At 38.9% G+C, this 22,749-nt stretch carries 21 protein-coding genes; 7 read left to right on the top strand and 14 right to left on the bottom strand.

Going from position 1 to position 22,749, the window contains the following annotated elements; translation table 11 throughout:
• Positions 1 to 59 precede the first annotated feature (59 nt).
• From P2W72_RS10530 to P2W72_RS10510, 5 genes are all read right to left on the bottom strand, one after another.
• Complete coding sequence (locus P2W72_RS10530; protein WP_276361941.1) at positions 60 to 695, bottom strand: peroxiredoxin; 636 nt, start codon at positions 693 to 695, stop codon at positions 60 to 62.
• Positions 696 to 805: 110 nt separating this feature from the next.
• The gene (locus tag P2W72_RS10525; protein ID WP_276361940.1) at positions 806 to 2,380 is read right to left on the bottom strand and encodes a S41 family peptidase; all 1,575 of its coding nucleotides are present in this window, start codon (positions 2,378 to 2,380) and stop codon (positions 806 to 808) included.
• A 48-nt stretch (positions 2,381 to 2,428) separates the two neighbouring features.
• Positions 2,429 to 3,052 carry an HAD hydrolase-like protein gene (locus P2W72_RS10520; RefSeq protein WP_276361939.1) on the bottom strand — a complete coding sequence of 208 codons (624 nt, stop codon included), beginning with the start codon at positions 3,050 to 3,052 and terminating at the stop codon, positions 2,429 to 2,431.
• 168 nt (positions 3,053 to 3,220) lie between these two features.
• Entirely contained in the window at positions 3,221 to 3,520 is a 300-nt protein-coding gene (locus P2W72_RS10515) for a hypothetical protein (protein WP_276361938.1), read from the bottom strand.
• Between the two features lies 1 nt (position 3,521).
• Positions 3,522 to 4,178: an ABC transporter ATP-binding protein gene (locus P2W72_RS10510; RefSeq protein ID WP_276361937.1), complete on the bottom strand. Its 657-nt coding sequence runs from the start codon at positions 4,176 to 4,178 to the stop codon at positions 3,522 to 3,524.
• 149 nt (positions 4,179 to 4,327) lie between these two features.
• Between P2W72_RS10510 and sucC the strand changes: the two genes are divergently transcribed.
• Positions 4,328 to 5,524 (top strand): ADP-forming succinate--CoA ligase subunit beta, encoded by a 1,197-nt coding sequence (sucC, locus tag P2W72_RS10505; protein WP_276361936.1) that lies wholly within the window; start codon positions 4,328 to 4,330, stop codon positions 5,522 to 5,524.
• A gap of 59 nt (positions 5,525 to 5,583) precedes the next feature.
• Here sucC and P2W72_RS10500 read toward each other — a convergent pair whose 3' ends face one another.
• From P2W72_RS10500 to thrS, 5 genes are all read right to left on the bottom strand, one after another.
• Positions 5,584 to 6,501, bottom strand: coding sequence for a DUF72 domain-containing protein (locus P2W72_RS10500; protein ID WP_276361935.1), 918 nt, complete (start codon positions 6,499 to 6,501; stop codon positions 5,584 to 5,586).
• Positions 6,502 to 6,738: 237 nt separating this feature from the next.
• Entirely contained in the window at positions 6,739 to 7,083 is a 345-nt protein-coding gene (gene rplT, locus P2W72_RS10495; RefSeq protein ID WP_276361933.1) for a 50S ribosomal protein L20, read from the bottom strand.
• A gap of 77 nt (positions 7,084 to 7,160) precedes the next feature.
• A complete protein-coding gene (gene rpmI, locus P2W72_RS10490) occupies positions 7,161 to 7,361 on the bottom strand; it encodes a 50S ribosomal protein L35 (RefSeq protein ID WP_276361930.1) in 201 nt (66 codons plus the stop codon).
• A 92-nt stretch (positions 7,362 to 7,453) separates the two neighbouring features.
• On the bottom strand, positions 7,454 to 8,023 hold the full coding sequence (infC, locus tag P2W72_RS10485; protein WP_276361927.1) for a translation initiation factor IF-3: 570 nt from the start codon (positions 8,021 to 8,023) through the stop codon (positions 7,454 to 7,456).
• 11 nt (positions 8,024 to 8,034) lie between these two features.
• Complete coding sequence (thrS, locus tag P2W72_RS10480) at positions 8,035 to 9,960, bottom strand: threonine--tRNA ligase (RefSeq protein WP_276361925.1); 1,926 nt, start codon at positions 9,958 to 9,960, stop codon at positions 8,035 to 8,037.
• A gap of 200 nt (positions 9,961 to 10,160) precedes the next feature.
• Between thrS and ric the strand changes: the two genes are divergently transcribed.
• From ric to P2W72_RS10455, 5 genes are all read left to right on the top strand, one after another.
• Entirely contained in the window at positions 10,161 to 11,105 is a 945-nt protein-coding gene (gene ric, locus P2W72_RS10475) for an iron-sulfur cluster repair di-iron protein (RefSeq protein ID WP_276361922.1), read from the top strand.
• Between the two features lie 63 nt (positions 11,106 to 11,168).
• The gene (locus P2W72_RS10470; RefSeq protein ID WP_276361920.1) at positions 11,169 to 11,981 is read left to right on the top strand and encodes a DUF2249 domain-containing protein; all 813 of its coding nucleotides are present in this window, start codon (positions 11,169 to 11,171) and stop codon (positions 11,979 to 11,981) included.
• 1 nt (position 11,982) lies between these two features.
• Complete coding sequence (locus P2W72_RS10465; RefSeq protein ID WP_276361917.1) at positions 11,983 to 13,263, top strand: cytochrome C oxidase subunit I; 1,281 nt, start codon at positions 11,983 to 11,985, stop codon at positions 13,261 to 13,263.
• Positions 13,263 to 13,586, top strand: a complete 324-nt coding sequence (locus P2W72_RS10460; RefSeq protein ID WP_276361914.1) for a metal-sulfur cluster assembly factor — start codon at positions 13,263 to 13,265, stop codon at positions 13,584 to 13,586. The genes P2W72_RS10465 and P2W72_RS10460 overlap by 1 nt, the downstream gene beginning before the upstream one ends.
• Positions 13,587 to 13,588: 2 nt before the next feature.
• Positions 13,589 to 14,020 carry an Rrf2 family transcriptional regulator gene (locus tag P2W72_RS10455; protein WP_276361911.1) on the top strand — a complete coding sequence of 144 codons (432 nt, stop codon included), beginning with the start codon at positions 13,589 to 13,591 and terminating at the stop codon, positions 14,018 to 14,020.
• 18 nt (positions 14,021 to 14,038) lie between these two features.
• On the opposite strand, the gene P2W72_RS10450 is transcribed toward P2W72_RS10455, so the two are convergent.
• From P2W72_RS10450 to P2W72_RS10440, 3 genes are all read right to left on the bottom strand, one after another.
• Positions 14,039 to 14,767 carry a (Fe-S)-binding protein gene (locus P2W72_RS10450; protein ID WP_276361908.1) on the bottom strand — a complete coding sequence of 243 codons (729 nt, stop codon included), beginning with the start codon at positions 14,765 to 14,767 and terminating at the stop codon, positions 14,039 to 14,041.
• 47 nt (positions 14,768 to 14,814) lie between these two features.
• Complete coding sequence (locus P2W72_RS10445) at positions 14,815 to 16,125, bottom strand: MFS transporter (RefSeq protein ID WP_276361905.1); 1,311 nt, start codon at positions 16,123 to 16,125, stop codon at positions 14,815 to 14,817.
• 140 nt (positions 16,126 to 16,265) lie between these two features.
• On the bottom strand, positions 16,266 to 18,158 hold the full coding sequence (locus P2W72_RS10440; RefSeq protein ID WP_276361902.1) for a RecQ family ATP-dependent DNA helicase: 1,893 nt from the start codon (positions 18,156 to 18,158) through the stop codon (positions 16,266 to 16,268).
• Positions 18,159 to 18,264: 106 nt separating this feature from the next.
• Between P2W72_RS10440 and P2W72_RS10435 the strand changes: the two genes are divergently transcribed.
• Positions 18,265 to 21,501 (top strand): amidohydrolase family protein, encoded by a 3,237-nt coding sequence (locus tag P2W72_RS10435; RefSeq protein WP_276361899.1) that lies wholly within the window; start codon positions 18,265 to 18,267, stop codon positions 21,499 to 21,501.
• A gap of 39 nt (positions 21,502 to 21,540) precedes the next feature.
• On the opposite strand, the gene P2W72_RS10430 is transcribed toward P2W72_RS10435, so the two are convergent.
• Positions 21,541 to 22,740 (bottom strand): NAD(P)/FAD-dependent oxidoreductase, encoded by a 1,200-nt coding sequence (locus P2W72_RS10430; protein WP_276361896.1) that lies wholly within the window; start codon positions 22,738 to 22,740, stop codon positions 21,541 to 21,543.
• Between the last annotated feature and the right edge of the window lie 9 nt (positions 22,741 to 22,749).

Here is a 22,749-nt window from a genome sequence, read left to right as displayed (position 1 = left end):
ATGATTAATAACTAAATATAAAAAAAATGAATTCATTTATCAATCACTGCAAAAAAATCCTATTTGTTTGGCTGGGGTGTCATTCGCAGATATGGTTTAATCACACGATGCCCTTTAGGGAACTTTGCAGGGATATCTTCCGTCTTAATTGCAGGAACTACCACAACATCCTCTCCCTCTTTCCAGTCGGCAGGAGTTGCTACACTATAATTAGCAGTTAACTGCAAGGAATCAATCACCCTTAATATTTCCTGGAAATTACGTCCGGTAGAGGCAGGATAAGTGATCATTAATTTAATCTTTTTATCAGGGTCTATAATAAACAATGAACGCACTGTAAATGTCTCAGATGCATTTGGATGCATCATACCATACATTTCTGCAATTTCACGGTTCTCATCAGCAATGATCGGAAAATTTACTTCCACATTCTGTGTTTCATTGATATCATTGATCCAGCCTTTATGCGATTCTACAGAATCAACACTTAATGCCAGAACTTTTACATTTCTCTTATCAAATTCATTTTTCAGTGATGCAGTCTTACCCAGTTCTGTAGTACAAACAGGTGTATAATCAGCCGGATGTGAAAACAATACAGCCCAGCTGTCGCCCAGGTAATCATAAAAACTGATCTCTCCCTGAGATGTCTTTGCTTTAAAATTTGGGGCTAAATCGCCCAGTCTTAAACTCATAGTATATATAATTAGATAATAGAAAAATTAATTATCTACTAAATTAGTAGATAATTTTGAAATAAAGAACACCGGATCTCCCGGTGTTCTTATTTATGACAAAATAAAAACTATTCTTTCTTCTTTAATCTCATCGGCTTATCAAGAAGCATCCCCTTAAACACGGTTTTATCCAAAACCTCATTCAAACGGATAGTTTCGCTTACTGACATACCACTGATACTGCTGATGGTATTGGGAATATTGGAAACAGCAAAAGTCCCTTTTTCAGAGTAATTCAGTGCTGCAGCCAGAAGCTTTTCAGAAGGATCGCCAAAATCTTTGGTCACATCATCGTTAACTGGGTAATCAACCGCCATACCATTATAATATCCGCCTTCGTTTTTTTGATTTTTTGTCTCAAACTGAGGAACATACAGGTCAAGATTATCGATCGCTATACCAAAAAAACCTACCGGCTTTCCATAGGTCTGCTGACCAATCAGTTTAATATCCGAAGAAGACATAACTCCTTTCAAACTATTAATAACCAATTCGCTGGCTGATGCTGTACCTTTTAAAACCAGGAAATATATTTTCTTAAAATCTGCAGTACCCTTCTTTTCAAAAAGCTCAACATTTCCGGCATCATAAGTAGGCTTATAATTGATATCGGCATAGGTTGCATATTTCCCGTTTACTCCGCCAGTAAAAGTCTGAAGCTTGCCATTTGCATCCAATAAAGGCTGATGAGCCAGTATTTTTGCATTGCCATCCTGCATCGTTTTAGTCCAGAAGGTGGTGTACATTACCTGCTGATTGGGTACTATACTGATTGGTGAAATCAGATTAATCAATACATCCGCAGTTGAAACAGAACCTCCGCCGTTATATCTTAAGTCAACGATAAGCTCTGTAGCTCCTTTACTGTACAGATCTGTAATAACCGTTGTCAAAGCATCTTTTGAATTCGTTGTGAAACTATTGTAAACTATATATCCTATCTTCTTACCTCCCCGTTCAAAAATTTTGGACAAAAAAATCGGACTATTTGAATAATTTCCTCTTGATATGCTCAGCGACTGCTCAGTGGCATCGGGTTTTACTACCGTTAATGAAACAGATGAACCGCTTCCAAATACAGCATTACTTACAAAACTAATATTAGCATCAACTGTACTGCTTAAATCTGTTCTGTTGTTTATTTTTATTATTTTATATCCTCTTTTTAAACCCGCAGAAGCTGCCGGAGAACCCGGAGAAACATATTTAATACGCAAATCATCAGAATTATTGTAAAAGACAGAAAATCCAAAATCACCACTTACACCACCCAACTCTGCTGCAAGTGAGCCATCATCAAGAAAAGAATATTTTTCTCTTGGCACATTATCAGAAGCAGAAGGTATCAGCGGCTTACCGGTTCCCGGAAGCGCTCTTATCGCATCAAGTAATGCCAGATTAGTAGCATAATTCCTTGGTTTAAAGGTTTCATAAGAAGGCATCTGATCATTCCAGTAATAGGTTTCCCTGGAATACAGGTAAATAGAATCCTTTGTTAACTCCACTCTGCTGCCGGTAACAACAGGTGTTGTTGTTACCGGTCCGATGCTGCTTGCTTTAGGATCCTTTTTACAGGAAACGGCAAGAGACAGAACTGTAAACAAGATCAGAACAGCATTTCTGAATTTTATCTTATTAAGCATATAATTAACTTTGTAATTAATATTATTTACAATAAATGCATATTTAATTTACATAATTTCGCTCACATGTAAAAAATCTACACCACAAGAAACAGCGAATTCACTATCCGTTTCATTGGCTCCAACAATCAGCACTTCGTCTCTATGAAGATTATATTCCTTCATAATATACGATAAAGCATCAGGTTCCGGTTTCAGGTTTAGTTCCCCTGCATAATAAACCTTAAGATATTGCTCCAGTCCATTCCATTCAGTCTGCCTGATCTTATTGATCTGTACCTCAGGTTTACCATTCGTTAGAATAAAAATCAGTTTTCGGTCTATCACTATATCCTGCAAAAATTTTAAAACATCATCAAATAATAACAGTTTTAAAGGAAGAACGGCAGTATAATAAAGTCTTTCAAGGTTTTCACGGTACTTTTCATCAATTCCGAATGCTTCCTTCACCCGATCAAAAATTCCGTCATCACCATGATGTGAATAGGTATTTTTCATAAACTCTGTCATATCTACGGCTGGCGGAAATCCCTCTGTGAACTCAATGAAATTGGAAAACAAATAATAAACCTGGAGGATATAATCCTTTTCAGGAAATAAAACATCGTCGAGTTCGAAAACAAAAGCTTTCTTTTTTGTGTCTATATCAGCATATTTAAAAATCTCAGACATGAAATGACTTATATTTTGAGTTAAGGAGATCGATTAAAATCATAAATTTTTTTCGCCTTTGCCAGGCATTATGCAATCAGTAAATAAATAGTACAGCAAAGACTATTCCATTTTACAAAACAAGGGCAGTTGAATGCAGAATTAAGAGAATATCAATACCGAATCCATTTATTCCGAAGGAGGAATCATCAATTTTATTCCGTATTCTTCAAACAATTGACGGGCATTTGACAATTCCCTGATTTCTCCATCTTTCAGCGGATAAATCTCATTTACCCCATAATCCATACAAATCTTTAGTATTTCGTGTGTAAAGGTGCCTGAATCGGGTGAAGGTATTTGTAAAAATAGCCTACCCGGAAGCAGAGGTAAAGGCTGCTGATCAGCAAATATAACATCTGATTTGCAGAGTATTCTCTCCAGTCTGAATGCTGCTGATTCTGCAGCAGATGTAATCAGTATAGCCATTTTAGTAATTTATAATCTGTCCGTCTTTCATTAAGACCGTTCGGTTTGCCATATTTGCCAGACTTTCATTATGGGTTACGATTACAAATGTTTGATCCATCGTATCCCGAAGTTCTACAAACAAGCGATGCAGGCTCTCAGCATTAGCAGAGTCAAGATTACCTGAAGGTTCATCTGCCATGATGATTGATGGATTATTGACCATAGCCCTTGCAACAGCTACCCTTTGCTGTTCTCCGCCCGACAATTCACCGGGCTTATGTCCTGCTCTTTCAGTTAAGCCTAAAAGCTCCAGCAATTCGGACGCTCTATGTTCAGCCTCTTTTTTACTCTTTTTAGCAATAAAGGCCGGAATACAAATATTTTCAAGAGCCGTAAACTCAGGCAGCAGATGATGAAATTGAAAAATAAAACCGATATGCTCATTCCTGAAGGCACTTAACCTTTTGGATGTTAATTTATTTACTTCAATATTGTTCAGGATCACCGAACCGCTATCCGGACTATCGAGTGTTCCGATAATATGCAGCAGGGTGCTTTTACCGGCGCCTGATGCACCTACAATGGTAATGATTTCACCTTTACTTACATCCAGATCAACACCTTTAAGTATATGTAAATTACCGTATGATTTTTGAATTCCCCTGGCCTGAAGCATTTATTTAGACATTGTGAATATGCAAAAGTGCAAATTGTTTGGCATAGTACCGCCGGGCTTAAATAAAATCGGTGCTAATTTAAAAAAAACGACATTTCCTCTTTTCAGGTTTACAAAAAAAAGGTAGTTTTACCACAAATAATAAGTAAATGAACATTCACGAATATCAGGGAAAAGCAATATTAAAAAGCTTCGGCGTAAGAGTTCAGGAAGGCATCGTAGCCGACACTCCTGAGCAGGCAATTGAAGCGGCAAAAAAGCTTAAGGCAGATTACAATTCAGACTGGGTAGTTATCAAAGCTCAGATCCATGCAGGCGGACGCGGTAAGGGCGGCGGTGTAAAACTGGCAAAAAATCTGGATGAGGTTAAAGAAAGAGCAAGCCAAATCATTGGAATGCAATTGGTAACCCCACAAACCGGACCTGAAGGTAAAAAAGTAAATAAAGTTCTTGTTGCTCAGGATGTTTACTATCCTGGCGAAAGCGAAACTAAGGAGTTTTATGTAAGTGTTCTTCTCGATCGTTCAAAAGGACGTAACATCATCATGTATTCTACAGAAGGAGGTATGGATATTGAAGAGGTTGCTGAACACACTCCGCATTTGATCTTTAAAGAAGAGATTGATCCAAAAGTTGGCCTTCAGGGCTTCCAAACCAGAAAGATTGCATTTAATCTGGGATTAAGCGGTGAAGCTTTCAAAGATATGACCAAATTCATTGCAGCCCTGTACAAAGCATATGAAGGTACAGATTCTTCCATGTTTGAGATTAACCCGGTATTAAAAACTTCAGATAACAAGATCCTTGCAGTTGACGCAAAAGTTAATCTGGATGATAATGGTTTATTCCGTCATCCTGATTATGCTGCGATGCGTGATATCACTGAAGAAGATCCAACAGAGGTTGAAGCAAGCAAGTCGAACCTGAACTATGTAAAACTCGACGGAAACGTTGGTTGTATGGTTAATGGTGCGGGACTGGCTATGGCTACAATGGATATCATCAAACTTGCAGGCGGCGAGCCGGCAAACTTCCTTGATGTGGGTGGAACAGCTAATGCAGAAACTGTAAAAGCAGGTTTCAACATCATCCTTTCTGATCCTAATGTAAAAGCAATTCTGATCAATATCTTTGGTGGTATTGTTCGTTGCGACCGTGTTGCTCAGGGTGTTATTGATGCATATAAAGAGATCGGAAACATTCCGGTGCCTATCATTGTACGTTTACAGGGCACAAATGCCATTGAAGCCAAGAAACTGATCGATGAATCAGGATTAAAGGTTTACTCAGCAATCCTGCTTAAAGAAGCAGCTTCACTGGTTACTAAAGTTCTTGAAGAGAACTAAGAAATTCAGAATAAGAGATAAAAAACGTCATTGGTCAAAGATCAATGGCGTTTTTTTTGTTAGAACAAGCCTTTGTCGGGCTTTATAAAGACCGGACCCGGAAGATTGGTTCCAAGCGTTTCATTGAATTTTTTGATTGTATAATCTGCCAGTATTGGGGTATCTTTTTCATCATGCTGATGAAGAAAGAAATATATCTTATTTAGGCCCTGATTTTTCCAATCAGCTAAACGATCAGCCCAGGCATCTATACGGCTAAAATCTGTAGGATGTAAACCATTTCCAACAAATCGTATAAATGCATCTGGAGTGCTTAGTTCCATATGAACGCAATCTCTTCTACCGCTTGCATCTGTTATGACCGATCCCTTGTTTAATGAATGCATCATATCAAAAAGCTCAGTTCTTGCATTCGTATCAGAGAACCAGTCTTTGTGTCGCAACTCTACAAAAACATCGTAATCTGCAGGAAGTTCTTCGAGATAGTTTTTAAGAATATCAAAATTTTTTGGACCGAAATTATCGCTCAATTGCAGGAATGCCGGACCGAGGGTATTTCCCAATGCTGATATACCTGTCAAATACTGTGAGGTTAATTCTTCGGCATCTTTCAATCTTTTAATATGACTTATGCTTTGCGAAAACTTAGGAAAGAACTTAAAATCTGTACGCGACGCTTCCGCCTTTTCCATCCAGGAATTTAATTGTTCCTTTTTAGGCATACCATAGAAAAGAGCATTCAATTCAATGCTGTTGAAATGCTTTACATAATGCGCTAAAAAGTCAGCCTCCTTAGTTTTAGGAGGATAGATCATCCCAACCCACTCCTTTCTGCCCCATTTTGCACATCCTACATACAGATCCGGCTTAGCGGGTTTACCTTCAACTTTTAAAACTTTTGTAATCAGAGCTGAATCCGGAGGTAAAGTAAAATCTACCGATGGAAATTCATGAGCAGCTAAACGACCGAAGTCCATAACACATATTTTAAATTATAATGAGATTTTGAATAAATCTATTCAAATTTTTATTCACTTAAAGCTCAGTGCATCTCCATTAAGAAATGTCCCCCTTAGGATTCAGCAAATCTGTTTTACGCGAATCTATCTATCCAAATAGACGAGAACTAATTAAAATTCATCGCTTTGAGATCTAAAGTCAGGCACAAAAAAAAGGGGCTATTGCCCCTTTTCATATTACTACTTAATGTGAATCTATTTTACTGAATCAACAACAGCTTTAAATGCTTCAGGGTGATTCATTGCAAGATCAGCAAGAACCTTACGGTTTAACTGATTGCCTTTAGCAGTTAATTTACCCATTAAAGCTGAGTAAGATAATCCATGCTGACGGGCACCAGCATTAATACGCTGGATCCATAAAGCTCTGAATTCTCTTTTCTTATTTTTACGGTCGCGGTATGCATATTGCAAACCTTTTTCGACTGTATTCTTAGCAACGGTAAAAACCTTGCTTCTCGATCCCCAATAGCCTTTGGCTAAATCTAAGACCTTTTTTCTTCTTCTTCTTGACGCTACTGCGTTAACCGAACGTGGCATGTTGTGTTGTTTTTTGGTAAGCGGTGTTTCTTATCTGAAACTTTAAGACCTGATACCTGGTTAAATTAATTTGTTAATTACTTCCCGATGCAAAGCATACGTTTAACGTTGCCTAAATCTGCGTCAGATACTAAACTAGTCTGACCCAGGGCACGCTTACGTTTGTTGCTCATCTTGGTTAAGATGTGGCTTTTGAAAGCGTTTTTTCTGTTGATTTTACCTGTTCCAGTAAGCTTGAAGCGCTTTTTAGCACTGGAACACGTTTTCATTTTTGGCATAACTCTATTTATTTATTTGTCAATTATTCGATTTGTCTATTTGTCTATTATTCGATTTGTCAATGACGGCACATCGTAACAGACAAACTGAATTATTTTTTACCTGCTTTAGGAGCAACAGTTAAAAACATCCGTTTCCCTTCAAGTTTTGGAAGCTGTTCAACTTTACCCACATCTTCCAGAGCCTGAGCAAACTTTAATAAAAGAATCTCACCCTGCTCTTTGTATACAATTGCACGGCCTTTGAAATGAACATAGGCACGTACTTTTTCTCCATTTTCAAGGAACCCGATCGCATGTTTCAATTTAAACTGAAAATCATGATCGTTGGTATTAGGTCCAAAACGGATCTCTTTGATAACCGTTTGTTTTGCATTGGACTTAATTTCCTTCATTTTTTTCTTCTGCTCGTAAATAAATTTGTTGTAGTCAACAATCTTACAAACGGGCGGAACTGCATTTGGGGAAATCTCTACCAGGTCAAGTCCCTGTTCTTCAGCTAAAGCTAAAGCTTCTCTAAAGGGATAAATACCTGTTACCACATTATCACCAGTCAAGCGCACTTCAGGCGCTCTGATCAAATCATTGATCTTGTGTTCTGCTTCTTTCTTTTTGAACGGAGGGCGTGGTCCTCTGTTAAAGCCTGGTCTTCCTAATGCCAAATTATGTTTACTTAAATGGTTATTTCTTTAATTAGCTGATTACTAAACTCTTCAATACTCATACTACCAACATCCCCCTGTCCGTGTCTTCTTACAGACACTATTCCCTCATTCATTTCCTTCTCACCAATGATGAGCATATAAGGTATTTTCTTCACTTCGGCATCGCGTATTTTGCGGCCAATCTTCTCGTCACGGGAGTCTATCAGGCCGCGAATATCGGAATTATTAAGCGATTCTAAAACTTTTTTTGCATAATCCTCATATTTTTCAGAGATCGGCAAAACTATAAACTGTTCAGGAATTAGCCAAAGTGGAAATTCTCCTGCACAATGTTCGATCAAAACTGCTACAAAACGCTCCAGCGATCCAAATGGTGCACGGTGTATCATTACCGGACGGTGTTTCTGATTATCGCTGCCGGTATATTCGAGTTCGAATCTTTCAGGAAGGTTATAATCTACCTGAATAGTTCCCAGCTGCCATTTCCTTCCCAGCGCATCCTTAACCATGAAATCGAGCTTCGGACCATAAAAAGCGGCTTCTCCGAGTTCAACTACAGTGATTAAGCCCTTCTCTTCGGCGGCTTCAATAATTGCTGATTCTGCAAGCTGCCAGTTTTCGTCGCTGCCGATGTACTTGGCTTTGTTCTCCGGATCGCGGAGAGAAACCTGAGCTGTATAATCGTTGAAACCTAATGCCTTAAATACATATAATACCAGATCAATTACTTTTTTAAACTCTTCCTTCACCTGATCCGGACGGCAGAATAAATGGGCATCATCCTGAGTAAAACCACGAACACGGGTTAAGCCGTGAAGCTCGCCACTTTGCTCATAGCGGTAAACCGTTCCAAATTCTGCATATCTTACCGGAAGGTCTTTATATGAACGTGGTTTGGTTTTGTAAATTTCACAATGGTGCGGGCAGTTCATTGGTTTTAAGAAGAACTCCTCTCCTTCCTGAGGTGTTTTTATAGGCTGAAATGAATCAGCACCATATTTTTCGTAATGTCCGGAAGTGATATACAGGTTTTTATGCCCGATATGCGGAGTAATTACCTGCTCATATCCTGATTTAACCTGAGCACGCTGCAGGAAATTAACCAGTTTTTCTCTGAGAGCCGCACCTTTAGGCAGCCATAAAGGTAAACCCATTCCAACCTTCTCAGAGAAAGTAAATAATTCGAGTTCTTTACCCAACTTGCGGTGATCACGCTTCTTGGCTTCTTCAATCATGTGAAGATAATCGGCCAGCTCACTTTGCTTTGGATAAGTAACGCCATAAATACGGGTCAGCTGTTTCCTGTTTTCATCTCCTCTCCAGTAAGCTCCGGCAACATTCATCAGCTTTACGGCTTTTATGAATCCGGTATTAGGGATGTGCGGACCACGGCACAGATCAGTGAAATTACCCTGGGTATAGAATGTGATTGAACCATCAGCAAGATCTTTAATCAGATCAAGCTTATATTCATCATCCTTCTCTGTAAAATATTCAATGGCATCGGTTTTTGAAACTGCTTTTCTGGAAAATTCCGACCTGGTTTTTGCCAGTTCCAGAATTTTGTCTTCAATCTGCTTAAAGTCATCAGAAGAAAATTCACGGTCACCAAAATCCACGTCATAATAGAATCCTGTCTCAATTGCCGGACCAATACCAAATTTTGTACCCGGATAAAGAGCTTCCAGAGCCTCTGCCATCAGGTGTGCTGATGAATGCCAGAAAGTAGATTTTCCTTCCTGATCATTCCATGTCAGTAAAGTAACACTTGAATCAGAATTAATCGGACGGGATGAATCCCATACCTCTCCGTTAACCCTGGCTGCAAGCACATTACGTGCCAGGCCTTCTGAAATTGAAAGCGCTATCTGATGGGCTGTAATCCCCTGTTCATATTCACGAACAGTTCCATCAGGAAGAGTAATCTTGATCATCTACAAAATGATTTATAAGTTATTTAAAATAAATTCAAGCGATCACCTACAAAGTGATCTTCTATTCAGGTGCAATAATACGACATTTTAACGATTTATCCTGCATATTCTCATGATTAACACAGAATTGTAATTTTACAAGCATAGAAGTACTTAAATACTTTTATTGATTATATTTGTTTGTCAAATCAAAAGAATTTATGGAAACTATCGAAAGCAATTACATTAATGTTCCTTTAATAGAACCGCGTTTAAAACACCCTACAATTTTCAGGGTGTTTGATGAATTAAACGAAGGCGAAAGCCTGATCATTCATAATGATCATGATCCTAAACCAGTATATTATCAGTTATTGGGCGAAAGAGGAGATATTTTTACCTGGGAATACCTGCAAGAAGGTCCGGAATGGTGGGATATAAAAATCATCAAACGGGTTGGCGATGAACAGAAAACAATAGGTGAAATTGCAGTAAGGGATTTACGCAAGGTTGAGGTATTCAAAAAATACGGGATAGATTTCTGCTGTGGCGGGAAAAAAACATTAGCTGAGGTTTGCAATGAAAAAAATATCGATGCTGCAAAAATACAGACAGAACTCAGATCTGTTGAAACTCAGGAAAAAGTAAGTGGTCTCTCCTATTCAGACTGGGATTTAGATTTCCTTGCAGATTATATTATAAACACACATCATGCTTATGTAAGAAAGTATTTGCCAGAATTAAATAACTATGGGACAAAGGTTGCTCAGGTACACGGAAATCTACATCAGGAATTACATCAGATTGATGAATTGATTAAAGAAATAAGCCGCGAATTAACCGGGCATCTGGAGCAGGAAGAAAAAGTACTGTTCAGCTATATCAAAAAGGTTGTTGAGGCCCGGAACAGCAGTATGCCTTTAGTTAAACAGGAAAAAGATTTTGAGAAGCTTATTGAAGACCTCGAAAGCGAGCACGACTTTGTTGGAAGAGCTTTTGATAAAATACGGGAATTAAGCAATAATTATTATCTGCCTGCTGATGCATGCGGAAGTTATAAATTGCTCTACAAAATGCTTCAGGAGTTTGAAGATGATTTACACCTGCACATTCATCTGGAGAATAATATTCTGTTTCCAAAAGCAATTGAACTGGAAAAGGCTTAAGAACAATTAATCAGATTAATGTTATGCTTTCGATTGTAAACTATTTCATCAAAATTTAAATACATGCTTATTAATTCACAAACTAAAATTGCGGCTTTATTGAAGCACAATCCGGATGCGCTTGAATCAATAATCAATTTAAGCCCTGATTTTAAGAAATTACGTAATCCTTTTCTGAGAAAGCTAATGGCAGGTAGAACAAGTATTGCCATGGCTTCAAAGATTGGAGGATGTAAGCCGGAGGACTTTTTCAATGTTCTGAGCCCTCTTGGCTTTGAAGCCGACGATTTAGCTGAGTGTGAAGATGAAATTCAATTAAATGACAAGTCACTTAAACAGTTTGTTTCAGACATTGAAAATGCGCACATCGTAAACCTGGATGTTCGCCCTATGCTTGCTGAAGGTAATGATCCATTGAAACTTATTCAGCAGCATATTAAAGAACTGAAGCATGGCCAGGTATTAAAGATCATTAATACTTTTGAACCCAGTCCGCTGATTGCTTTACTTAAGAACCAGGGGTTCAACACCTATGTTGATCACATCAGCCCTGATCTGATCGAAACCTATTTTTACAAGGGAAAAGCTGCTGAATTTAAACCTGAAACTTCGAATAAAGAGATGGCAAACTGGGACAACATTTTTAAGAGCTATGAGAATAAACTGGAACATATTGATGTAAGGAATCTGGAAATGCCCGGTCCGATGGTAGCTATACTTGAAAACCTGGACAAAATGCCAGCAGGAAAAGCTTTATACGTACATCATAAGCGAATACCTGTTTTCCTGTTGAACGAACTCAAAGACCGTGGATTCCATTACCTTATTAAAGAAATAAGTGAATCTGAGGTTAATTTAATCATCTTCAGAAGCTGATATGCTTTTATCCGGTACAGATTCAGAATTACAACAGACCACTTCGTATAAAGCGGTACTTCCGTTTTATATTTTCGCTGCTTTTTCATTTTTAATTTCCTGTATTCTCCTCTTACTGAATACAGGAATCATACAGGAGCATTATTTTCATCCAAAAACTCTGGCTATTACTCATCTGATGGCTTTGGGATGGGGCACAATGATCATACTGGGGGCAAGTCATCAGCTGCTTCCTGTACTCATAGAAGGTAAACTCGACAGTTACCCATTAGCAATTTTATCATTCATTTTTGCAGCAACAGGCATTCCCCTGCTGGTTATATCATTTTACTTATTTAATACAGGCTTATTAATGCAGGCCGGCGCCATACTGATCAATGCCTCAGTAATATGCTTTTTTCTGAATGTCATTGCCAGTATAGAGGGTAGTAAAAAGTATAATGTTCATGCCCTATTTATGGCAGCAGCATCATTGTGGTTATTTATTACCACATTTTTTGGACTAATGCTGGTATTTAACTTCAGTCGATCATGGTTGCCTCAAAACTCAATTGAATATTTGTCGCTTCATGCACATATCGGATTAGCAGGATGGTTTTTATTAATGGTACTGGGAGTTTCTACCAGACTGATCCCAATGTTTCTGATCTCTAAATATTCGAATCCCGGAATACTGTGGTGGATATTCGGACTGGTTAATACAGGTTTATTAAGCTTCATAGTTTTAAAGACATTGCAGACCAGTGAAGAATATTACTATGGTCCCTTTTTATTGATTCTTGCAGCCCTGCTTTTATTTGCAGGATATTGCTATCAGGCCTATAAAGAGCGCATTCGAAAACATGTTGATGAGCAAATGAAAATATCACTCCTTTCAGTGGGGATGTTATTTTTACCATTGATCAGTTTGCTGATTGTTATAGTTTTCATCACTGAAAAATCCGGATCAAACATTGTTTTGCTTTATGGATTCAGTATTTTTTTTGGATGGATTACAGCAATAATTCTTGGGATGACATTCAAAACCCTGCCATTTATTATATGGAACAAGAAATACAGAACAAATGCAGACATAAAAACGCCTGCACCAAAGGACCTTTTCAGTGAAAAATTGTTTAACATCATGGCAATTCTTTACCTGACAGGCTTTTTTATCTTTATTGCCGGCATCACTTCATTAAATGATATACTTCTGAAAAGCGGAGCAGTATCTTTGCTTATGTCGGCAATTGTTTATGTTTGGAATGTTATCAAAGTCGTATTACATAAAACCGGAAAATAATGGAAGTTTTAAGTAATAATGACCTTTATTGTACTGCGGCACTTGCCGGACTTTATCATGTTTATGATCCTGAAATCGGACTAAATGTGGTAGATCTTGGTCTGATCTACCGGATTGATTTTAATGAATCTGATAAAACTATTATTGTAACCATGACTCTGACAACACAATTCTGTCCGATGGGTGAGAGTATTACCGAAGGAGTACTACAATCAGTTAGTCATGCTTTTAAAGATTATAAAGTAAGCCTGAATCTTGTCTTTGACCCGGCATGGACATCCGATCGGATTTCAGAAGAAGGACAGGAATTTTTAAACAGATAAATATGCTTAGTTATACTTGTAAAACTGCAATAAAGGCTGTCATCTACCTTGCATCTAAAGGCGAAAGTCGGGATAAAGCAGGTATGAAGGAAATTGCTTCTAATATTCAGGCCAGTGAGCATACTGTAGGTAAAATCCTTCAATCTTTAGTAAGAAAAGGTCAGATCAACAGCAGTAAAGGTCCATCAGGAGGATTTTTTATTACAAAGTCACAAATGGATCATCCGGTAAGCGATATTATCGAATCAATTGAGGGTGATCAAATTTTCAGGGGATGTGGTCTTGGTTTAAGCAAATGTTCTGCAGCACATCCCTGCCCTATTCATGATGAGTATAAAGTAGCCCGGGATCTGATAGAGCAATTATTCAGAGAAAAAAAAGTGAAAGACCTGTGCGATCCGGTTAGCAACGGAATTGCTTTTTTAATTGGATAAAACCCTGAATTAAAACATTTATACGTTACCCCAGTTACTGGCAAGTACATCAGCAATGTGCATGGTTTTAATGTTCAGCTTATGCTGATCAATGTATGCCTGAAGATTGATCAGACAGGATGCATCAGTAGAAATAATATAATCTGCTCCCATTTCAAGCGCATTGTTGATCTTCTGTTCGGCCATGGCACTGGAAATTGAATCAAATTTAACGGCAAAGGTTCCACCAAAACCGCAGCATACATCGGTATCTTTCATTTCCACCAGATCCAGGCCGTGTACTTTACTTAATAATTGTCGTGGCTCTTCTTTAATATTGCATTCCCGGAGTCCGGAGCAAGAATCATGATAAACCGCTCTCCCCTCGAGTTCAGCGCCGAAATAGTCTTTTTTCAAGATATTGATCAGAAAATCACTCAATTCATAAATATTGTTCTGAATGTTTCTGCATTTATTATGTACAGCCGTATTGGTAAAAAGATCATTATAAGAATTTTTTACCATTCCGGTACAGGAAGCTGAAGGAGAAACGATATAAGAACTCTCAGAAAAATCATTTAGAAATTTGCCTCCCACAACTTTAGCTTCTTCCCAAAATCCGGCATTGTATGCCGGCTGACCACAGCAAGTCTGTTCAGAATTATACTTCACGCTGCAACCTGCCCTTTCAAGAATCTTAACGGTATTGAAAGCTGTCTGAGGGTATAACTGATCTATAAAGCAGGGGATAAATAATTCTACATTCATACAATTTAGTGCGGATTACATTTGCTTGCTAAATTCAGAAAAAAAAACTACTCTGAACGCACATAAGCTGAACTTTCTGTCTTATTCATAAGCATAGAAATTAAAACCAGAAGCCCAATCATAAAAAACCCGGCCAGACTGATTGCCGAATTTCGCATACTGCCTGTAAACTCCTCAATATAAGCGAAACTAAATAAGCCGATTACGATTGCGATCTTTTCAGTTACATCATAAAAACTAAAGAAAGAGGCAGTATCAGGGGTGTTTTCGGGCAAAAATTTAGAATAGGTAGATCTTGAAATAGATTGTATACCTCCCATAATCAACCCTACTACGGCTGCAATTGCATAAAATTGAAACTCATTCTGAATAAAATAAGCCGCTATACAAACTCCGATCCATACCATGAGGACGGCTATGATCACCTGGATATTGCCGTATTTCTTGGCAAAAAAAGACATAATTAATGCGCCAAGTATGGCTACAAGCTGAATAATTAAAATAATGGCAATCAACTTAGATGTCCCCAGCTTCAATACCTTTTCACCAAATCCGGCTGCCACAAGCATAATGGTTTGAACACCCATAGAGTAAAAAAAGAAGGCCAGAAGAAAGCGTTTCAGCAATGCCATTTCTTTAAGCTGATGCCATACCTTAACCAGTTCCTGAAAACCATTTTTGACCACGGCTTTGTTCAGCTTATTGTAATTCGGACTTCCTGAAGGTAATTTACTGAACGGGATCTGTGCGAATGAAATCCACCAGATTCCAACCAGTAAAAAAGAAAGCCGTGCAGGGAATGAAGCATCAGTTATCCCGAAAAATTCAGGCTTAAGCACAAAAATAAAACAGATGATCTGTAGAAGAACACTGCCAATATATCCGTATGCAAATCCTTTGGCACTGACTCTGTCCTGCTGATCGGGTGTAGCGATTTCAGGAAGATAGGAATTATTAAACATTACTCCGCCGATATATCCAATGGCAGCAAGTACAAAACAAATGATTCCGAACTCAAGAGTTTCCAGCTTAAAAAAGAATAACCCGGCACAGGAAATACTTCCCAAATAGGTGAAAACCTTCATAAAGATCTTTTTATTCCCTCTGAAATCAGCGATCGAAGAAAGCACAGGCAATAGCAATGCCATGACCAGATAGGCTACCGAAAGTGCATAATTTGAAAGTGCTGTATTGGTAAAAATCCTTCCGAAAAAGCTAACCTTATCACCATGCTCCTGTGTAGTGGTAATAATTGTATAATAAGCCGGGAAAATAGTAGAAGTTATGACCAGGTTATAGGCAGAATTGGACCAGTCGAACATGGCCCATGCTTTGATAGTTGCTTTATTATTTTGCATTTATACAGATTGGCAGGAAGCTGAATTTACTTCAGATTTTCCAAATTAAGAATTGAAATTAATGTTTTAAAATAAATCTTAACTCAGGCCCGTATACAATATTCAGGTATGTCAGATTTAAAGTATGTTGAACAGCGAAATCAGAGATAATAATACTCTCCGTTAACTTTAACAGTACCGGCATCAAGCAAGATACGTATTGCATCCAGTTTCTCTTTATTATTCCCTGTGTGAATCGATTCAACCAATTGATTCAGATGAAGTGGATTCTTGCTTAACTCATTGAGTATTTCCTTAATAATCTGATCATTATGAGTATTTCTTTTAGCTTTTCTTTTGTTTTCAAGACAAACATCACAGGTACCACAAAGTGGGGCATGACTTTCATTGAAATACCTCAGAATTTGCTGACTACGGCATTTATGTTCCTCTGCATAAGCTATAACCGACTGAATCTGCTCTTTGTATATTTGAAATCGTTCAAACAGATATTTACTGTCGATATGCATATTTTTACTATCTAATCGCTGGGTAATAAAATAGAGATGAGGCTTATCGGTCTGCTCTTCATAGCTGATAAGTTCCATATCTTTTAATTTTTTCAGCATGCTGATTACTTCTGATCTGCTGATACCTGTTCTTTTAGCAAGATCATTCTCATTAATTCCAACCGGACGATCAAATATACCTCCATAGGAACGGAGGAGAATTTTTATAAAATAATCGAATGCAGGCTGCTGAACCTGAAAACGATAAAGATCTTCCTGGCCATAAAGCACCTGAACCCTTGAAGGAAGATAAACAGTTTCACTTAAAACAAGGTACTCATCATGTTCAAGAAATTTGAGTGCATGCAATGTCCTTACCGGATCATACCTAAAGCGGCTACAGAATTCAGCAAGATCAAAGTCAAGAGTTAAGCCTTCCCCTGCCCCGTATGCAAGCTGATAATAGTTCCCAAGATTATGATAAATCTGTTTGATCTCATCAATTGATGGGAAATGTTGCTCCAGTCGTTTTTTAAGCAAGAGTTTGTCTGATTCATTATAAAGTAAAACTGCATAAGCCTTTAATTCATCTCTGCCGGCTCTGCCAGCTTCCTGATAATAAGCTTCCAGACTTTCGGGCAGATCAAGGTGCACTACAAACCGGACATCAGGCTTATCAATACCCATCCCAAAAGCATTGGTAGCCACCATAATTTTAACCTCAGAGTTTTTCCAGGCTGATTGTTTCTTCATCCGGGCAGGAGTATCCAGTCCGGCATGATAAAAATCAGCTGATATACCCTGAATATTCAACTGTCGGGACACTTCCTGAGTTTCACGTCTGTTTCTCACATAAACTATCCCGCTCCCTTTTACATTTTTTGCAACTGAGAGCAATTTTCTAAACTTGTTTTCTTCATTGTAGACCAGATAGCTCAGATTTTTTCTCTCAAAAGACTTCCTGAAAACCTGAGCTTTTTTAAAATTCAGTTTGTCCTGAATATCTATGGCTACCCTTTCGGTGGCAGAAGCAGTTAAAGCAAGAACAGGGATGTTCGGATGAAGCTCTCTGAGTTGGGGAATATGTAAATATGGAGGTCTGAAATCATAACCCCATTGGGAAACACAATGCGCTTCATCTATGGCGATAAGATTCACATTCATGTGTCTGATCCTTTCCCTTACCAGGTCAGATAACAATCTCTCAGGAGACAAATACAGAAATTTAAAATCGCCGTAAATACAATTGTCGAGAGCTATGTCAACCTCCCGCTTTCCCATTCCTGAAATAATGGCCATAGCCTTAATTCCTCTTTCTTTGAGATTTTCAACCTGATCCTTCATCAGCGCGATAAGCGGTGAAACCACAATACAAATACCGGGTTTATAAAGAGCCGGAATTTGAAAGCAAAGTGATTTACCTCCACCGGTAGGCATCAGTGCAAGGGTATCTTTTCCATCTAATACAGATTGAATAATATCCTCCTGAAGCGGGCGAAAGTTTGAGAAACCCCAATATTTTAAGAGGATATTATGTATCGTCATCAAGTAAAATTTGCCTTATATTTAAAATTGGCATCAGTTTTGCCAAATCGCAAACACTATCAAAACTATGAATAATTGCTAAATTGCAGGCCAATTATATAATTACATGAATAGATCAGTATTGTTGGCACTCAGTGTCATTTTTGCATCACCGCTGTTGGCTCAGCAAAGCCCGAAATGGAATATTGAAAAGCCTGCAGGACCTACAAAAACTGTTTCATTCCAGACCAGCGAAGGAACCTGGATGAATCTTGATGTAAGTCCGGATGGTCAGGAAATAGTATTCGATTTACTGGGAGATATTTACAAAATGCCAATAAACGGAGGTAAGGCTACTTTACTTGCAGGAGGTCTGGCATCAGAGGTGCAGCCACGTTATAGCCCTAACGGAAAGTTTATTTCCTATACCAGTGATAAGGATGGCGGAGATAATATCTGGGTAATGAATGCAGATGGTACAGGAAAACGTGCAATTACAAAAGAAAATTTCAGGCTTTTGAACAATGCGGTATGGACACCTGACAATCAGTATCTGATTGCAAGAAAGCACTTTACCAGCGGACGTTCGCTGGGAGCCGGAGAAATGTGGATGTACCATATTGCAGGAGGAGGAGAAGGAGTTCAGCTTACAAAACGTAAAAATGACCAGCAGGATGCTGGTGAACCTGAGATATCTCCGGATGGTAAGTTCGTTTATTTCTCAGAAGATGTCAGCCCGGGTCCTTTGTTCCAATACAATAAAGATCCGAACGGTGAAATTTATAATATTCGTCGTCTTAACCGGGAAACCGGAACCATTGAAACTGTGGCAGGCGGTGATGGCGGTGCTGTACGTCCGCAAATATCCCCGGATGGCAAATTCCTTGCATTTGTAAAAAGGGTACGATTAAAATCTGAGCTTTTTATACAGGATCTTCAAACCGGTGAAGAATGGTCGGTTTATGACAATTTAACACATGATATGCAGGAAGCATGGGCAATTTTTGGACCATATCCTAATTTCTCATGGACTCCTGACAGTAAGAACATCATTTTCTATGCTCAGGGGAAAATCAAAAACCTTGAAGTTCTTACAGAATTTGTGACAGATATCCCATTTGATGTAACCGTTAATCAGACGATTACAGAAGCACTTCATTTTGACCAGAAGGTTTATACCGAGGACTTTGAGGTAAAAATGATCCGTCAGCTCACCACTTCGCCTGATGGCAAGAAGGTTGCTTTTAATGCTGCAGGTTTTATCTACCTGAAAGATCTTGCAGATGGTCAGGCCCAACGTATTACTTCCGGAACCGACTTTGAGTTTGAGCCTGAATTCAGTCCGGATGGTAAATTCCTTTTATATGTAAATTGGAATGATGAAAACCGTGGTTCAATTATGAAGCTCGACCTTCAAACCATGCTTACAGTTAAATTAACTACTGAAAAAGGTTATTATTATAGTCCAAGATACTCCAATAAAGGAGATAAGATTGTGTATAGAAAGGGGGTTGGAAATGATGTTTTGGGTTATGCATTCGGTAAAAACCCTGGTATTTACATCATGAATACCGATGGAACCGGATCTTATATGGTTTTAAATAATGGGATCAGGCCTTTGTTCAGCTCGGATGATAAGCATATTTATTTCCAAAGTACAGAAGGTGCGAAAAAAGCTTATAAAAGCATGGATCTGAATGGTGGCAATGCCAGAACATTGTACACATCAACCTATGCCAATGCATTTAACCCCAGTCCGGATGGTAAATGGATAGCATTTACAGAATTATTCAATGTTTACATTACTCCTTTCACCAGTACAGGAAATGCACTGGATCTTTCTTCAGGAAATAAATCACTTCCTTTAACCAAAGTAAGTAAAGATGCTGGCACTTATATTCACTGGAGCAAAGATTCTCAGAAATTGAACTGGACACTTGGTCCTAAATACTTCTCAAGAGAGATTAAAAATTCTTTTAGTTTCCTTGGAACTGCCGACAAGGCAAACCGTGCAGATACTACCGGAACAGATATTCAACTACGTTTGAAATCTGATAAACCGGAAGGTAAAATTGCAATTACCAACGCACGGATCATTACCATGAAGGGCGACGAAGTAATTCAAAAGGGTACCGTTATTATTGAGAACAATAAGATATCAGCTGTCGGAGCCAATGTTTCTGTACCTGATGATGCTAAAATCATCGACGGAACAGGAAAAACCATCATGCCCGGTGTTGTTGATGTTCATGCTCATTTAAGAGCCAGTTCAGATGGGGTTTCACCGCAGCAGGACTGGAGTTATTATGCCAATCTTGCCTTCGGGGTAACAGCATCGCACGATCCTTCTGCTAATACCGAAATGATATTCAGTCAGGCGGAAATGGTAAAATCAGGTGTAATGACCGGTCCGAGAGTGTACTCTACCGGAACGATACTCTATGGTGCAGACGGCGATTTCAAAACGGTAGTTAACAGTCTGGAAGATGCACGTTCTGCCTTAAGACGAATGAAAGCGGTTGGTGCTTTTTCTGTTAAATCGTATAATCAGCCAAGAAGAGAGCAAAGGCAGCAGATTATTCAGGCAGCACGGGAATTACAGATGGAGGTTGTTCCTGAAGGAGGCTCCACTTTTGTTCACAATATTACCCATATTCAGGACGGACATACAAGTCTGGAGCATAACATTCCACCTGCTCCGCTGTATAAAGACGTGAATACGCTGTGGAATAAGAGTACAACATCCTATACTCCCACACTTATTGTTGCTTATGGCGCTCAATCGGGCGAGAACTACTGGTATGATCGTACCAATGTTTGGGAAAATGAAAGGTTGCTGAATTATACCCCAAGAAATATAATCGATTCAAGATCGAGAAGGAGAACTACTTCAGAATTTGCAGATTATGGACATATCGCTATTTCAAGAGCTGCAAAAGTACTTTCAGATGGGGGGACCAAAGTTAATCTGGGGGCACACGGACAGCTTCAGGGCTTAGGAGCTCACTGGGAGCTCTGGATGTTTGCACAGGGTGGCATGAGTGCACTTCAGGCTATCAGAAGTGCCACATTGAATGGCGCCCAACATTTGGGAATGGATAAAGAGATCGGTTCGATAGAAAACGGCAAACTTGCAGATATGATTATTCTGGATGCTAATCCGCTGGATGATATCAGAAATACCGAAAAGATCAAATTTGTGATTATGAATGGCAGGGTTTACGATGCTGCAACCATGAATGAAACGATCAGCAGGGAAAAAGCCAGAAATAAATTCTGGTGGCAAATGAGCAGATCAGAGAGTTTAACCATACCGCAGGGAAATGTGGAGACTTACACATTTACACATCCTGAATGTGATTAACAAAAAAGGCTGGCATTAATATTTGTCAGCCTTTTTTAATTAAATATTTTGTGCAATCACAAATCCGCTGGACCAGGCCCATTGAAAATTATAGCCACCCAGCCATCCGGTTACATCCACACACTCTCCGCCAAAAAACAAGCCGGGTATTTTTTTAGCCTCAAGGGTTTTTGAAGACAGTTCATCGGTAGCCACTCCTCCTCTCATCACTTCGGCTTTATCATAGCCTTTATCACCTGCAGGTTTCACATCGAAATGATGAATATACCGGTCAATTTTCTGAATATCTTCTTTAGTCAGGGAAGCCAGATTCTTTTCAACCGGTAAAAATTTTGATAGTGCATCAGCAAATTTCTTCGTAAACAGATCAGATAATAATCCTGAGAGGGTTTTACGGCCATTAATCAGTTTCTGACTCTGAATAAGTTCAGTAATCTTATCATGTGGAAGCAGATCAATTGAAATATGTTCTCCGGGCCGCCAGTAGGATGAGATCTGCAGGATTGCCGGGCCACTCAGTCCCCAATGGGTAAACAATATGTTCTCTTCAAAGCTGATCCTGTCATTGGAAACCCTGCTGAATATCGAATTCCCCGAAAGCTGGGCATACCATTCAGCATCCTTACCTGTAATTGTAAGCGGCACCAGTGCAGGAGCAGTTTCTGTAATCTTAAGACCGAATTGCCGGGCAACCCTTAAACCAAAGTCTGTGGCACCCATTTTCTGAACCGGTAAGCCACCTGTGGTGATCACTACCTTTGGAACAGTGATCTCCTTTAATTTTCCTCCACGGCTATAGCTGATCTTAAAGTTCCCATTTTCTGTTTTAAGGACCTCACTGACCTCAGCATTACATATAATCTGCTGATCGAGATCTGCACAAAGCGCCCCGAAAACCTGCACAATATCTTTTGCGTTATTTGTAACAGGAAATAACTGTCCGAGTGTCTTTTCTTTTCCCAAAATACCATTTGCCTCGAAAAAGCTAACGGTATCATCCACTGTAAACTGCGAAAATGCAGACTTGCAGAAATGAGGATTAGCAGAAATAAAGTTTGATTCAGTAGTGTAGAGATTGGTATAATTACATCGCCCACCGCCAGAAATCAGGATCTTGGCCCCTATCTTCTCATTTTTCTCAAGAATAAGTGTTTTCTTACCCAAATAACCTGCCTGTACCGCACACATCAAACCACAAGCACCGGCACCAATAATTACTGCATCAAAATGATCTTCCATACCAATCAA

Source organism: Daejeonella sp. H1SJ63 (assembly GCF_029360775.1).
Taxonomy (GTDB): Bacteria; Bacteroidota; Bacteroidia; order Sphingobacteriales; family Sphingobacteriaceae; genus Daejeonella.
This window is presented reverse-complemented; position numbering and strand designations above follow the sequence as displayed.

Coding starts and splice junctions, on each gene's coding strand:
- P2W72_RS10530 (WP_276361941.1), bottom strand. CDS start 695: ATGAGTTTAAGACTGGGCGATTTAGCCCCAAATTTTAAAGCAAAGACA.
- P2W72_RS10525 (WP_276361940.1), bottom strand. CDS start 2,380: ATGCTTAATAAGATAAAATTCAGAAATGCTGTTCTGATCTTGTTTACA.
- P2W72_RS10520 (WP_276361939.1), bottom strand. CDS start 3,052: ATGTCTGAGATTTTTAAATATGCTGATATAGACACAAAAAAGAAAGCT.
- P2W72_RS10515 (WP_276361938.1), bottom strand. CDS start 3,520: ATGGCTATACTGATTACATCTGCTGCAGAATCAGCAGCATTCAGACTG.
- P2W72_RS10510 (WP_276361937.1), bottom strand. CDS start 4,178: ATGCTTCAGGCCAGGGGAATTCAAAAATCATACGGTAATTTACATATA.
- sucC (WP_276361936.1), top strand. CDS start 4,328: ATGAACATTCACGAATATCAGGGAAAAGCAATATTAAAAAGCTTCGGC.
- P2W72_RS10500 (WP_276361935.1), bottom strand. CDS start 6,501: ATGGACTTCGGTCGTTTAGCTGCTCATGAATTTCCATCGGTAGATTTT.
- rplT (WP_276361933.1), bottom strand. CDS start 7,083: ATGCCACGTTCGGTTAACGCAGTAGCGTCAAGAAGAAGAAGAAAAAAG.
- rpmI (WP_276361930.1), bottom strand. CDS start 7,361: ATGCCAAAAATGAAAACGTGTTCCAGTGCTAAAAAGCGCTTCAAGCTT.
- thrS (WP_276361925.1), bottom strand. CDS start 9,960: ATGATCAAGATTACTCTTCCTGATGGAACTGTTCGTGAATATGAACAG.
- ric (WP_276361922.1), top strand. CDS start 10,161: ATGGAAACTATCGAAAGCAATTACATTAATGTTCCTTTAATAGAACCG.
- P2W72_RS10470 (WP_276361920.1), top strand. CDS start 11,169: ATGCTTATTAATTCACAAACTAAAATTGCGGCTTTATTGAAGCACAAT.
- P2W72_RS10465 (WP_276361917.1), top strand. CDS start 11,983: ATGCTTTTATCCGGTACAGATTCAGAATTACAACAGACCACTTCGTAT.
- P2W72_RS10460 (WP_276361914.1), top strand. CDS start 13,263: ATGGAAGTTTTAAGTAATAATGACCTTTATTGTACTGCGGCACTTGCC.
- P2W72_RS10455 (WP_276361911.1), top strand. CDS start 13,589: ATGCTTAGTTATACTTGTAAAACTGCAATAAAGGCTGTCATCTACCTT.
- P2W72_RS10450 (WP_276361908.1), bottom strand. CDS start 14,767: ATGAATGTAGAATTATTTATCCCCTGCTTTATAGATCAGTTATACCCT.
- P2W72_RS10445 (WP_276361905.1), bottom strand. CDS start 16,125: ATGCAAAATAATAAAGCAACTATCAAAGCATGGGCCATGTTCGACTGG.
- P2W72_RS10440 (WP_276361902.1), bottom strand. CDS start 18,158: ATGACGATACATAATATCCTCTTAAAATATTGGGGTTTCTCAAACTTT.
- P2W72_RS10435 (WP_276361899.1), top strand. CDS start 18,265: ATGAATAGATCAGTATTGTTGGCACTCAGTGTCATTTTTGCATCACCG.
- P2W72_RS10430 (WP_276361896.1), bottom strand. CDS start 22,740: ATGGAAGATCATTTTGATGCAGTAATTATTGGTGCCGGTGCTTGTGGT.